Source organism: Bacillus mycoides (genome assembly GCF_001757995.1).
In the GTDB taxonomy this organism is placed as follows: Bacteria; Bacillota; Bacilli; order Bacillales; family Bacillaceae_G; genus Bacillus_A; species Bacillus_A mycoides_B.
The window spans coordinates 23,437-36,658 of record NZ_LXLV01000058.1 but is presented as its reverse complement, the minus strand read 5'-3'; the positions used below and the strand labels follow the sequence as shown (position 1 = coordinate 36,658).

General features: G+C 35.3%; 16 protein-coding genes. 11 read left to right on the top strand and 5 right to left on the bottom strand.

The window, feature by feature from the left end; all coding sequences use genetic code 11:
- The first annotated feature begins 38 nt into the window (after positions 1-38).
- The 6 genes from BWGOE10_RS17895 (at position 39) to BWGOE10_RS17870 (ending at position 6,602) form a co-directional block, all read left to right on the top strand.
- The gene (locus BWGOE10_RS17895; protein WP_070144384.1) at positions 39-890 is read left to right on the top strand and encodes an ABC transporter ATP-binding protein; all 852 of its coding nucleotides are present in this window, start codon (positions 39-41) and stop codon (positions 888-890) included.
- Positions 891-1,541, top strand: a complete 651-nt coding sequence (locus BWGOE10_RS17890; RefSeq protein ID WP_070144383.1) for an ABC-2 transporter permease — start codon at positions 891-893, stop codon at positions 1,539-1,541.
- 135 nt (positions 1,542-1,676) lie between these two features.
- The gene (locus tag BWGOE10_RS17885; RefSeq protein WP_070144382.1) at positions 1,677-3,290 is read left to right on the top strand and encodes a long-chain fatty acid--CoA ligase; all 1,614 of its coding nucleotides are present in this window, start codon (positions 1,677-1,679) and stop codon (positions 3,288-3,290) included.
- Positions 3,291-3,413: 123 nt separating this feature from the next.
- On the top strand, positions 3,414-3,989 hold the full coding sequence (locus BWGOE10_RS17880) for a biotin transporter BioY (RefSeq protein WP_070144381.1): 576 nt from the start codon (positions 3,414-3,416) through the stop codon (positions 3,987-3,989).
- Between the two features lie 65 nt (positions 3,990-4,054).
- Positions 4,055-5,518 carry an acyl-CoA synthetase gene (locus tag BWGOE10_RS17875; RefSeq protein WP_070144427.1) on the top strand — a complete coding sequence of 488 codons (1,464 nt, stop codon included), beginning with the start codon at positions 4,055-4,057 and terminating at the stop codon, positions 5,516-5,518.
- Positions 5,511-6,602, top strand: coding sequence for an acetyl-CoA C-acyltransferase (locus tag BWGOE10_RS17870; protein WP_070144380.1), 1,092 nt, complete (start codon positions 5,511-5,513; stop codon positions 6,600-6,602). The genes BWGOE10_RS17875 and BWGOE10_RS17870 overlap by 8 nt, the downstream gene beginning before the upstream one ends.
- Before the next feature lie 7 nt (positions 6,603-6,609).
- On the opposite strand, the gene BWGOE10_RS17865 is transcribed toward BWGOE10_RS17870, so the two are convergent.
- Entirely contained in the window at positions 6,610-7,191 is a 582-nt protein-coding gene (locus tag BWGOE10_RS17865) for a DUF6434 domain-containing protein (RefSeq protein ID WP_070144379.1), read from the bottom strand.
- 104 nt (positions 7,192-7,295) lie between these two features.
- On the opposite strand from BWGOE10_RS17865, the gene BWGOE10_RS17860 reads away from it, so the two are divergent.
- Positions 7,296-7,739 (top strand): NUDIX domain-containing protein, encoded by a 444-nt coding sequence (locus BWGOE10_RS17860; protein WP_070144378.1) that lies wholly within the window; start codon positions 7,296-7,298, stop codon positions 7,737-7,739.
- A 234-nt stretch (positions 7,740-7,973) separates the two neighbouring features.
- On the opposite strand, the gene BWGOE10_RS17855 is transcribed toward BWGOE10_RS17860, so the two are convergent.
- Positions 7,974-9,176, bottom strand: a complete 1,203-nt coding sequence (locus tag BWGOE10_RS17855) for an alanyl-tRNA editing protein (protein WP_148662483.1) — start codon at positions 9,174-9,176, stop codon at positions 7,974-7,976.
- A gap of 137 nt (positions 9,177-9,313) precedes the next feature.
- On the opposite strand from BWGOE10_RS17855, the gene BWGOE10_RS17850 reads away from it, so the two are divergent.
- Both BWGOE10_RS17850 and BWGOE10_RS17845 read left to right on the top strand, forming a co-directional pair.
- Positions 9,314-9,721 carry a hypothetical protein gene (locus tag BWGOE10_RS17850; protein ID WP_070144426.1) on the top strand — a complete coding sequence of 136 codons (408 nt, stop codon included), beginning with the start codon at positions 9,314-9,316 and terminating at the stop codon, positions 9,719-9,721.
- Positions 9,722-9,787: 66 nt separating this feature from the next.
- Positions 9,788-11,026, top strand: coding sequence for an MDR family MFS transporter (locus tag BWGOE10_RS17845; RefSeq protein WP_070144376.1), 1,239 nt, complete (start codon positions 9,788-9,790; stop codon positions 11,024-11,026).
- 51 nt (positions 11,027-11,077) lie between these two features.
- On the opposite strand, the gene BWGOE10_RS17840 is transcribed toward BWGOE10_RS17845, so the two are convergent.
- Both BWGOE10_RS17840 and BWGOE10_RS17835 read right to left on the bottom strand, forming a co-directional pair.
- On the bottom strand, positions 11,078-11,464 hold the full coding sequence (locus tag BWGOE10_RS17840) for an Hsp20/alpha crystallin family protein (protein WP_070144375.1): 387 nt from the start codon (positions 11,462-11,464) through the stop codon (positions 11,078-11,080).
- 124 nt (positions 11,465-11,588) lie between these two features.
- Positions 11,589-11,711 carry a small acid-soluble spore protein P gene (locus tag BWGOE10_RS17835; RefSeq protein WP_000517651.1) on the bottom strand — a complete coding sequence of 41 codons (123 nt, stop codon included), beginning with the start codon at positions 11,709-11,711 and terminating at the stop codon, positions 11,589-11,591.
- A 121-nt stretch (positions 11,712-11,832) separates the two neighbouring features.
- Here BWGOE10_RS17835 and BWGOE10_RS17830 point away from each other — a divergent pair, with 121 nt between their 5' ends.
- Both BWGOE10_RS17830 and pdaB read left to right on the top strand, forming a co-directional pair.
- Complete coding sequence (locus tag BWGOE10_RS17830) at positions 11,833-12,096, top strand: hypothetical protein (RefSeq protein WP_016105829.1); 264 nt, start codon at positions 11,833-11,835, stop codon at positions 12,094-12,096.
- 46 nt (positions 12,097-12,142) lie between these two features.
- On the top strand, positions 12,143-12,868 hold the full coding sequence (gene pdaB / locus BWGOE10_RS17825) for a polysaccharide deacetylase family sporulation protein PdaB (RefSeq protein ID WP_070144374.1): 726 nt from the start codon (positions 12,143-12,145) through the stop codon (positions 12,866-12,868).
- A 41-nt stretch (positions 12,869-12,909) separates the two neighbouring features.
- On the opposite strand, the gene sspO is transcribed toward pdaB, so the two are convergent.
- Positions 12,910-13,059 carry an acid-soluble spore protein SspO gene (gene sspO / locus BWGOE10_RS17820; RefSeq protein WP_002111139.1) on the bottom strand — a complete coding sequence of 50 codons (150 nt, stop codon included), beginning with the start codon at positions 13,057-13,059 and terminating at the stop codon, positions 12,910-12,912.
- Positions 13,060-13,222: the final 163 nt, after the last annotated feature.

Below are 13,222 nucleotides of genomic sequence, written 5' to 3'. Positions count from 1 at the left end.
AACATATTTTTATTAAAAGTTAAGATAGGAGTGTAATGATGTCAAATCTTCTAGAAATTGAAAATTTAAGTAAATCATTTGGAAACAAAGTTGTTTTAAGAGATGTTTCCTTCAATGTGCCGCCTGGATCAATTGTTGGATTCATTGGTGATAATGGGGCTGGAAAATCAACAACCTTTAAAACAGTACTAGAATTAATTTCTAAAGATAGCGGTACAGTAAAAATATTTGGTGAAGAAAATATAAGTAAATATGCCAAGATTAAGGAAAAGATAGGAGTCGTATTTGAAGCAATGAATCTACCAGCTCATCTTACAATAAAACAACTAAATAAGGTTTTTGAAAAGATGTTTGAATCTTGGGATAGGGAAAATTTTTATCGATTAGTTAATTCTTTCTCTTTACCTACCAATGAAAAAGTAGGTGGATTCTCACGTGGGATGTCAATGAAACTCTCTATAGCTATTGCGCTGTCGCATAATGCAAAATTATTAATCCTAGATGAAGCGACGGGAGGTCTTGATCCCTCATCTAGGGAGGGCGTTTTAGAGGAATTAAAAAGTTTTGTGAGTAAAAGTAATGGTGGTATATTACTTTCTTCTCATATTATGAGTGATGTAGAAAAAATAGCTAGCCACCTTATCATTATAAAAGATGGAGAAATTTTATTGAATGAAGAAAAAGATAAGGTTTTGGACAGTTACGCCATTGTAGATGTTGACGTGGAACAACTAACTTTAATCAACAAAGATATAGTTGTGGCAAAGAGGAACCATGGTTCTTATTTCAATGTACTCGTATCAGATGTACATAAATTACCAAGTGGGATTGCTCATAGAACCATCTCGATAGAAGAAATGAGTGTCTTATTAACGAGGAGTGAAAAATAAATGAGAGGTTTATTATTGACAAACTATTACCTAGTGTATCGAACTTTTTTTACGTTCATGGGAATAGCGATATTGGGAGCGGGATTCGTTTTTTATTTTGGTGATGCTTCAATGTACCGTTTAATTGCTACGTTCATTATCTTATTTGCTGCGATTCCTGCACTTGAAGTTATTAAATATGAGAGTAAGTCGGGTTATGAAAAATATGTACTTACTTTACCAGTTACTAGAAGTAATATTGTGCAAAGTCACTACTTTTTCTATTTTTTAGTTGTAATTATTGGTACCTTATTATCTTATGGCATATTTTATGTATATGGTTTAGTTTCAGATACACCAATTGATGATGGTATATTTAAGAGTGTTTCTTTAGGGACTTTCATCATTCTGAATGCCGGAGCAATAGCCTATCCACTCCTCTATGTTTTTGGAGCAGAAAAATCTGATGCTATTACAATTGGAGGCGCATGCGGGGGACTTGTTACTTATTTTGGATTACAAAGTGTAATTGGCTATCTAATAGAACAATTTCCAATATCAAATTTAAATTCATCTGTATACGTTTCAATTCTATATACAATATTTGGCGTTATCATATATATCTTTTCTTTTTTTATTTCGGTATTTATATATCGTAAGAAGGAATTTTAGTAGATTTTCTCCTAGTATTTTCTGAATTATTTCCAAAGAAATAATTCAGAAAATACAGAAAAGTGTCGTAATTATTTGTAGAATTCTGTTATAATGAACAAAATGAAAACGCTTTAAAGGGAGGATGTAAACAATATGATGATGAATGTACCTCTAACAATTAGTTCTATGATGGAAAGGGCAGAAAAACTATTCCCAAAGAAAGAAATCATTTCACGGACACATGATACAGTTACGACATTAACGTATAAGCAGCTAGGGGAAAGGACAAGAAGACTTTCAAGTGCGTTAAAAAAGCTTGGAATTAAAGAAGGCGAGCGCATAGGAACGTTAGCGTGGAATCATCATCGACATGTGGAGGCATATTTTGCTATTCCAGGTATTGCTTCCGTATTACACACAATTAATATTCGTTTATCTCCTCAACATATTTCATACATTATTCAACATGCAGAAAATCGTATTTTACTTATTGATGAAGATCTTGTGCCACTCATTGAGAATATCCAGTCGGAATTATCGACTGTACAAGCATACATTATTATGACTGATAAAGATGAGCTCCCAAAAACTACACTTCAGCCTGTATATCATTATGAGAAACTTTTAGAAGAAGGCGACCCAAATTTCCAATTCGTTAAAGATATTGATGAAAATACACCTGCTGGTATGTGTTATACGTCAGCGACTACAGGGAATCCGAAAGGTGTTGTTTATACACATCGTAGTACAGTGTTGCACTGTATGGCACTCGGATTAGCGGATACGACAGCTTTATCGGAAAGTGATGCAGCAATGGCTATTGTGCCAATGTTTCATGTGAACGCTTGGGGACTTCCTTTTGCGGCTACTTGGTTTGGGGCAAAACAAGTTCTTCCGGGGCCGATGTTTACGCCGAAAATTTTATTAGAAATGATTCAAACTGAAAAAGTAACGATAGCTGCAGGTGTGCCGACAATTTGGCTCGGTGTTTTACAAGAGTTAGAAAATAATAGTTATGATTTATCTAGTATAACGAGATTACTATGCGGAGGCGCAGCTGCACCGAAAAGCGTTATTAAAGCGTTTGAGCAAAAATATAATGTTCCTTTCGTACATGCATATGGCATGACTGAAACGAGTCCACTCGTAACGCTTGCACGTCTAAAAAGCTATGAAACAGATTTGGCGTATGAAGAACAACTTGAGATAAGATCGAAGCAAGGATATCTTGTTCCTGGTGTAGAGATGAAAGTAGTCGGTACAAATGGTGAAGTGAAGTGGGATGGTACGGAGATGGGAGAACTATGTTTACGAGCGCCATGGATCGCTGCAAGCTATTATAACGATGAGCGTACTGTCGAAGGCTTTCGTGATGGTTGGTTATATACAGGAGATGTCGTTACGGTTGACGAGGAAGGGTGCGTAAAGATTGTTGATCGTACGAAGGATGTTATTAAAAGCGGGGGAGAATGGATTTCCTCAGTTGACCTTGAAAATGCTCTAATGGCACATGACGCTATATTTGAAGCGGCTGTCGTTGCAATTCCACACCCGCAGTGGCAAGAGCGTCCAGTTGCCTGCGTTGTACAAAAGAAAAATAGCACTGTTACAAAAGAAGAACTATATGAATTTTTAAAACCACAGTTTGCGAAGTGGTGGTTACCAGACGATATTGTATTTATGGAGGAAATTCCGAAAACATCTGTTGGGAAGTTTTTAAAACAGGCGCTTCGGAAAGAACTTGAGCATTTGCATAAAGAGAAATAATTGAATCTATATTTGTAAACTTGTGTGTGAATAAGGTTGACAAAAGGCGGATAGAAAGATAATATAACTCCTGTAATATGTTATCTAAAATCTAATTTAAGTTTACAAATAGGAGAAGCAAACATGAATACAAAAAACTTAGTTTTCGTCGCTTTATTTAGTTCGATTATGGGAGTGCTAGGCTTAATTCCTCCGATTGCTCTTTCTATCACACCAGTTCCAATTACATTACAATCACTTGGTGTTATGCTTGCTGGTGGGCTGTTAGGCTCACGTCTTGGTGCATTAAGTCAACTTATTTTCTTACTTATAGTTGGAGTTGGAGCACCATTACTTGCGGGTGGACGCGGGGGTCCAGGCGTATTTGTTGGGCCAAGTGCAGGATATTTACTTGGTTATATTGTAGGAGCATTTGTAATTGGTTATTTCATTGAGCGTTTACGTGAAGTTTCTATTATAAAAGTATTATGTATTAATATAATTGGTGGTATTTTCGTAGTTTATGTATTTGGTATCATTGTACAAGCTTTCGTAATGGATATTTCCGTATGGGAAACGATGAAAGTAAGTGTCGTATTTTTACCAGGTGATTGCATAAAAGCGATTATAGCAGCGATTCTTGTGACAAGGTTACATCGCTCATTGAAACATATTATTACGCCTGCTTTGAAGAATAAAAAAATTACAAATGCAGGATAAGAAAAAGGAGAAACACGTTACGCGCGTGTTTCTTTTTATTATTTTGTAAAGAAAGGATGTCACATATAGGGATTACAAAAGAATACAAAAAGTATGCCTCTTTACAACCAAATAAAATAGCGATTAAAGACAAGGATAGAGTGTTAACATATAAAGATTGGTTCGAGTCAGTTTGTAAAGTAGCAAACTGGTTGAATGAAAAAGACTCGAAGAATAAAACAGTAGCAATTGTATTAGAAAATTGTACTGAGTTTTTACAAATATTTGCGGGTTCCGCAATGGCTGGATGGGTTTGTGTGCCGCTAGATATAAAATGGAAACGAGATGAACTTAAAGAAAGAATAGCGATTAGTAAACCGGAGATTATTGTGGCAGAGCAGTATAGGCTTAGTGATATATCCTGCGAAGAAGGAAGGGTTATTGAGATTGAAGAATGGAAAGAAATGATTGAGAACTATCTTCCTACATATCATCCTGTAGAAAATGTACAAAACGCTCCTTTTTATATGGGATTTACATCAGGATCGACTGGAAGGGCAAAAGCATTTTTACGTGCACAACAATCGTGGGTTCATAGTTTTGATTGTAATGTACATGACTTTCATATGAAAAAGGAAGATTCTATTTTAATAGCTGGAACGCTTGTCCATTCTTTGTTCCTATATGGAGCAATAAGTGCATTATTTTTAGGACAAACGGTACACATAATGAGAAAGTTTGTACCAGTTCAAGTGTTATCTAGTCTAAAGATAGAGAATATTTCTGTAATGTATACAGTCCCTACAATGCTTGAGTCTTTGTATAAAGAAAATAAAGTAATTGAAAGGGAAATGAAAATTATTTCGTCAGGAGCGAAATGGGAAGCTGAAGCGAAAGAAAAGATGAAGAATATGTTTCCTTATGCAAAAAGATATGAGTTTTATGGTGCGTCTGAGCTAAGTTTTGTAACGGCATTGATCGATGAAGAGAGTGAAAGAAAGCCGACTTCAGTAGGGAAGCCTTGTCATAATGTACAAGTTCGAATATGTAATGAAGCAGGAGAGCAAGTACAGATAGGTGAAATAGGAACTGTTTATGTGAGAAGTGATCAGCTTTTTATGGGCTATATATTGGATGGTGTTTTAGCTCTAGAGTTGACTGCAGATGGCTGGATGACAGTGCGAGATGTAGGCTATCAAGATGAAGAAGGCTTTATATATATTGTTGGTAGAGAGAAGAATATAATTTTATTTGGAGGAATCAATATTTTTCCAGAAGAAATAGAAAGTGTGTTACATACGCACCCAGCTGTTGAAGAAATTGTTGTTGTTGGTATAAAAGATAGTTATTGGGGTGAAAAGCCTGTCGCTATCGTAAAAGGAAGTGCTACGAAGCAACAATTAAAGAGTTATTGCTTACAACGATTATCCTCTTTTAAAATACCGAAAGAATGGCATTTTGTAGATGAAATACCTTATACGAGTAGCGGGAAAGTAGCTCGCATTGCAGCAAAAAGTATAATTGAAAATCAGGAGAAGGTACATGAATAGAGCAGTTATTGTAGAAGCGAAAAGGACGCCCATTGGCAAGAAAAATGGGATGTTGAGAGATTATGAAGTTCAGCAATTAGTAGCGCCGCTCCTTGCATTTTTAAGTAAAGGAATTGAGAGAGAAATGGATGATGTCATATTAGGGAATGTCATTGGACCAGGAGGTAATGTTGCAAGATTATCTGCTTTAGAAGCGGGACTTGGTTATCATATACCTGGTGTAACGATTGACCGGCAATGCGGTGCTGGATTAGAGGCAATTCGCGCCGCATGTCATTTTATTCAAGGCGGAGCCGGTAATTGCTATATTGCAGGGGGAGTAGAGAGTACAAGTACGTCACCTTTTCAAAATAGAGCGCGGTTTTCACCTGAAACAATTGGAGACCCTGATATGGGATTGGCGGCTGAATATGTTGCAGAGCGTTATAACATAACGAGAGAAATGCAAGACGAGTATGCTTGTCTTAGTTATAAGCGGACGCTACAAGCGTTAGAAAAAGGATATGTACAAGAAGAAATATTATCACTTAATGGATTGTTAGATGAAGCTATAAAGCGAGAAATGAAGTATGAAAGAATGATTAAGAGAACAAAACCTGTATTTTTACAAAATGGAACGGTGACGGCAGGTAATTCGTGTGGTGTAAATGATGGGGCATGTGCTGTTCTTGTAATGGAAGAGGGGCAAGCTCGGAAATTAGGATATAAGCCTGTTCTTCGGTTTGTTCACAGTGCTGTAATTGGAGTTGATCCAAATTTTCCAGGGACTGGTCCGATATATGCTGTGAATAAATTATTAAATGAAATGAATTTAAAAGTAGAGGACATAGATTATTTTGAAATAAATGAAGCCTTTGCTTCGAAAGTTGTGGCATGTGCAAAGGAGTTGAAAATTCCGTATGAAAAATTAAATGTAAATGGTGGTGCAATTGCACTCGGTCATCCGTACGGTGCATCTGGGGCTATGCTTGTGACACGTTTGTTTTATCAGGCAAGAAGAGAGTCTATGAAATATGGAATTGCGACATTAGGAATTGGAGGCGGAATAGGTCTTGCTCTATTATTTGAGAAAGTAGAAGACTAGAAAGGAACTAGTTTTCTACTTTTTGAGGAATATAGGCATTGCTACCAGGTTTTACTTTTATTTCGTTCCAAGCAGCGATTGCATCAGCTTTTGATTTTCCTTTGTTGAAAGGGTCTTCGAAAAAAGCACGAGTAAAACGATTGTATTCAAACTGTGTACCGATAGTTGTTTTATATGTAGGGTCTTTTTTTCTTTCATTTTCTTCATACCAAAACGTTATAGCATCTTCATATGTTTTTCCGATATTCTCTTTAAAAAACTTTTGAAGGGCTACTGTAAAGCGGAAGTTTGCGTCGATATTTTCTTTAAAAAAAGCAAGAACATCTTCACTACAACGGTGATTTTCAGTAATAACTGTTTGTAAAGAAAGCTCTTTATAAGAGAGAGATGTTTTACTCTTTTTTTGATGAGAACTGTTTTTTAATATTTTTCCTGTAGTTAAATAATGTGAGATACGCTCAGTGATTTCGACTTTAGAGTCGGTCGCTGGTAAATCATGCTCACGACAAAATGTTTGCAGTTCAGCTTTTAACCAATAATAATTTTGGAAATCTTCGAGTGATATAGACTTTGTTAAAGGTGGACGCATGAATGTAACAACTTCTTTCTTCCATAATTTCCTTTAATTATAAAACGTACGTTCTTTTTGTGGAAGGATTAATTTGTAAATGTAAAGGGAAGAGGAGATTACATATGGAAAATGTAATGCAAGTTCGTGTTACTGGAGTTTTAATTGAAGATGATAAGATATTGCTAGTAAACCAAAAAGTTGCTAACCGAAATTGGTCTTTACCTGGAGGGAGAGTAGAGAACGGTGAAACGTTAGAAGAAGCAATGATTCGAGAAATGAGAGAAGAAACGGGATTAGAAGTTAAAATTAAGAAGCTACTATATGTTTGTGATAAACCGGATGCTAGCCCATCTTTATTACATATTACATTTTTACTTGAAAAGGTAGAAGGTGAAATTACACTACCTTCAAATGAGTTTGATCATAATCCGATTCATGATGTGCAAATGGTACCGATTAAAGAATTAAGTGGCTATGGTTTTTCTGAGAAGTTCATTAAACTTGCATCTAAAAAGTTCTTGAACGCTGGGAGTTATCAAGGATTAAAACAAAATATTGGTTTGTAAATATAGGAGGAGGCTGTTATTGTGTAGCAGCCTTCTCTTACTCTATAAGCTGTGTTCATTATCGTATTTTGTCGGTAAATCGATATTTCTTATAGAATCGCTGATATATTGCGAGTTGTGATAGATATATTTGCAGAATCGTTCATATAATTTCATTTACTGTACTACTGTGCACAAAGCAGAAAAGAGAAGTGGATGTCACACAGTTCAATGACATCCACTTCATAAAATAATCTACACTGCAGATTGTAAAGAAGAAACAAGTTGATTTAAAAACTCGTCCCCAGTCATAATTGCTTTTCCGCCGCCGCGAGCACTTTTTTTATTTCCGCCACCTTTTCCTTCAATTGTAGGAAGGGCATCTTTTAAAAGTGTGTTCATATCGAGTGTCACTGCTTTACCACAAGCAAGAATACATTGTAATTTGTCTTCATTTTCAATAACGAAATATGTAATTGCATGCTCTTGTTGTTCTGTAATAATAGCGGACAGTTTTGCAATTTCTTGCATGGAACGATTTGTAAATACTTTAGAAATGAGTACTCCAACGTGTATTTCTGCAGGCTGTTGTAATAGTTCATTTGCTTCTGCAAATAATAATTTTTCATTCATTGTTTGTATTGTTTTTTCGTTTTCTTTTTGAGAAGCAAGAAGTTGTGCCACTTTTGCTGGAATATCAGTTTCGCCACTGTTTAATTGTTTGGAAACATCTTTCATAATTTGTTGCTGTTGTCCCATTAATTTAAGTGTGCGCCAACCAGCAATAAATGTTAAGCGTATACCACCTTTATTGCGCTCCCATCCTAGTACTTGAATAGGACCTATTTCCCCAGTATGTTTTGGATGCGTTCCACCACAGCCGTTGTAATCATAGTTTTCGATAATAACAACACGTATATTTTCTTTCATAGTTGGTTCTTTACGAAGAGGTAATGTTTTCGCTTCTTCTAAGTTCATCCACTCTATACGGATCGGATGGTTTTCGAAAACAATGTTATTGGCAATTTGCACTGCTTTTTCAACCGTTTCTGTAGGTAGGTTTGTCGTTTCTAAATCAATTGTTACTGTTTCTTTTCCAAGGTGGAATCCGATAGTGGGTATGTTAAAATGATCCCAAAAAGCAGCAGATAAAATGTGCTGAGCTGCATGTTGCTGCATATGATCAAAACGGCGCTCCCAATTGATTTTTCCTTCTACTTTTTCTGTATGTAATTGTTCTACAATAAAATGACGAATTTCTCCATCTACTTCTTCGACATTAGTTACTGGGGTGCCATTTAATGTTCCAGTATCATATGGTTGCCCACCGCCTGTTGGATAAAATGCCGTTTCATTTAAAACAACGTATAAGTTACCTTCTTTATCATAATCTTGCTTTATAACTTTAGTAGTAAAGTCTTGTTTATAAGCGTCAGTGTAATATAATTTTTGCTCCAAATTTCTTTCCCCTTTCGTGTTCACTAGTTTCATTGTAAAGCAATTGAAATTAGTTTCCTAATATTTCAGAAGAAAGAAACTATTTTTAGAATTTTCTTGCTATAATAAGAAAAAGAAAATGCGGGGGTGGAATGAAAATGCTATATGAAAACGGCGTAGATAAGCTGCTTAGTTTAAGCAGAAATATTTCCGAATTATATCGAGAATTGAATGAGACGACCCGGATTTTAACGGAATGTAATCGAGAAAGTGTGAAGTTTGATCGGTTATATGTAAAGGAGTTACTTTGGAAGAAAGAAGATGTGATAGAGAAGTATGATCAATTACTTGTGCAGCTTTGTATTAACGAATGCTTTGATTTAAAAAGTGTAATTACTGGCGAATATAAGTATACATATGAAGAAGTGGAAAACATTGTTTTACAATTTAATGAAAAGTATAACGTAGCCATTTTAATTAAAGATATTTGTAAAGAATTACAGTTTACATATGGCATTGATATGGACATATCGAGAACGGCTCGGGTGCAAACATCTCAAGTATAAAAAGGAAAAAGAAAGCAGATCCTTTGCTTTCTTTTTTTATGTAGGAAAAGGGAGAGTAGGTTAGAGATGAAGGGGAAGTTACAACAGATTCATCCGCTTGGAATGACAATTATAATAGGGACTCTATTTGCGAGGTTCGCCACTTCAATGAGTATTCCTTTTTTAGCAATTTATTTAACGACTGTTAAAGGTGTGTCAGCTGGAATGACGGGTGCTATCATTGGAACGAGTGCGCTTGTTGGAGTGTTTGCTAGTTTTATTGGGGGCAATTTATCGGATCGATTTGGTCGAAAGATGATTATAATATGGTCCATGATCGTTTGGGTTTTTGTATTTATAGGGTTTTCAGTTGCAGATCATGTTTTTAGTTTCTTTCTATTAAACGCTTTGAATGGGTTATGTCGGTCTTTTTTTGAACCGACATCAAGAGCTTTATTATCAGATTTAACAAAACCAGAGTATCGTTTACTCGTATATAATTTGCGTTACGGTGCAATAAATGTTGGGGTAGCGATTGGCCCACTTGTCGGATTACAGATCGGAAGTGCAAAATCAACAATCCCTTTTTTAGTAGCAGCTGGAGTATACATTCTATATACAGCTATATTAGCGTTCCAATTTAAGAAGTACCCACTTGAACAAAAGAAAGTAAATACAGATAAGCCTGTTACAATGTTAAATGCAATTCGCATTTTGCGAAGGGATGTAGTATTTTTAGTTGCTTTAGTCGGGATTATTTTGAGTAATAGTGGTTTTTCACATTTAACCACGACAGTATCTCAATATTTTGCAAATGCACATATATTTCAGGATGGAGTGAAGTTGTTCTCATATATGCTAGCTTTAAATGCAATTACGGTAGTAGTTATTCAATACCCTGTTATTCAAATATGTAAAAAGTATACGCCATTAGCGTCTATTATGGTTGGAACGTTATTTGTGAGCGGGGGATTGTTTGGATTTGGACTAGTAGAATCCATGTTAGGGGCAGCTATTTGTACAATTGTTTTTACATTTGGAGAAGTTTTAATGTTCTCAATGACAGATGTATTTATTGATGAGATCGCTGATTCCAATCTGAAAGGCACATACTTCGGAGCGATGGGATTTTCAGGAATTGGAGGAGTAATTGGTCCTTGGTTTGGGGGAGTACTTCTCGATTATTACGGGTATCAAAATGGATTTGTAGTATTTGCAGCGCTAGCTATATTTTCAACTGTAGCATTTCCTGTACTTTTAGTTACAAAAGGTTTATTGAACAAAAGATATGATAGAGATTCTAATATTGAAATACAAGTGAAATAATATAAGCCCGAGCAAACTAAAAGGTTGCTCGGGCTTATATTTGTATTTATATCAATCGTTAATTCGAAAAAAGACTTTCTCTTCATGCGTATTGGCAACTTCGTTTTTGGAAATATGAATGGCTAAATATCCATTCTCTAAGCAGGCTAGCATCTTCTTGTACATGATATTAGCAGGTAAAGGAATGATCCGCTGTAAAGAAGTGTTTTTATGAAGTATGCAAATGTTTAGGCCTGTCTCCATCTTTTTAATGAGTACATTTTGTTCAGTTATAATTGGTACATCTGTTTCCAAAATGTATTCTTGTTCTGTTTCACAAAGATCAATATGAATTTGATTTGGAAAACTAAAATTACTACAAGAATCAGAACAAAATTGATCCATCCATTCTTCGAAACCATCAACATGAAAAAGACAATCCTTCTTTTTCTTGCCCATGTAAGACACCCTCCGTAAAATCTCAATTCATACTATGTTATGCATGAATGAACTAGGGGTGAAGAATAAATGGAAAAATATAAACATTGTATGTGACAAAGGTAGCTAGTGTGAATGTTTTGTTTTACATATCATGATGAGCATGATTTTTTTGACGAGAATGATTACGATTTTTTACTTTATGAGATCCGCTTAATGGTTCAGGTTGTCCTTTTTTTTCTTTAGATTCACGATTGTTTTTTCCCATTGTATATGACACCTCCTCTTCCTATTTAGAATGAGAGAAGTTTGCGAATTTATACGAGAATTTTTTTAGAAAAAAAGGTAAAGATAAATGGGACTAACTATTATAGAAAGGGGATTGTATAATGCCATATCATAAAGATAAACAACAAGCTTTTCAAGCTGCACAGCAAGGAGTTACACAAGCAGAAAATACATTTAACAACATTGTAAAAAATGATCCAAACTACGGTCATGATTTAAAAGAGTTACGCCAAGAGGTCCAGGAAGCGTATGAACAGATTCAAAATGCGCTAGAAGTAGCTTCGGAAACACAACGTCCACAACTTGAGCAATACGAAAATAATCTCCAAAATATTATGCGAAATGTAGATCAATTAGAAAAGTAAATGAGGTTATTGTGTATTCAACAATCTCAAAACTTTTGGCGCTAATATGCAGAAACAAAAAATTATTCTACTAATTTTTTCTTTAATTTGTGCAGTACATATATTTCAAGTGGATAAAGTGGAAGCGAAAATGTTGCTCAGAAAAGAGCTAGAACCAACTGGCTATGTAACGTGGGAAGTGCCAAATAATGAAAAGGTTATTGCAATCACATTTGATGATGGACCAGATCCAACATACACACCGCAAATCCTAGATTTATTACATCAATATAAGGCGGAAGCGACTTTTTTTATGATTGGATTTCGAGTTCAGCGTAATCCATATTTAGTAAAGCAAGTGTTGAAAGAAGGACATGAAATTGGAAATCATACGATGAATCATTTGTATGCGAGCAATTCATCAGATGAAAAATTAGAAAATGATATTTTAAATGGAAAGAAATATTTTGAAAAATGGGCGAAAGAACCTTTATTGTTCCGTCCCCCAGGTGGATATATTAATGATGCTGTATTTACTACGGCAAAAAAAGCTGGGTATCAAATTGTTCTATGGTCATGGCATCAAGACCCTCGTGATTGGGCGAATCCAGGTACTGAATCCATTGTAAATCATGTTGTGAAAAATGCTAAAAGTGGAGATATTGTACTGTTGCACGATGGAGGCAGTGATCGTAGTCAAACAGTTGCGGCATTAGCAAAAATTTTACCTGAGCTTAAAAAGCAGGGGTATCGATTTGTAACAGTTTCGGAGTTGTTACGTTATAAACATTAGAAAAAATCCCAAAAGGAAAATGGACCTTTTGGGATTTTTTGTTACTGGTTCTTTTTGCGTTTCTTATTATTTTGTCGCTCTGCTGGTGTTAAAGGCTCGTTTGCGAACTCTTCGTTATAACCAGCTCCTTGTCCTTGTGCGGATGCAGCATTCATTCCTGAAATAATATGATTGGCTTTTCGTTTACCCATTTTTCTCACCTCTATAATGTTTTTTATAGACGAACCATGAGTTGTTCATAGCATATATGAACGTAAAGTAAAACACTGAAAGAGTGCTTTACTTTATGGTAATAGTATTGATAAAGAGCATGGACACTATTCAAATTTAGAAAGATAAAGAAAACTTATGATA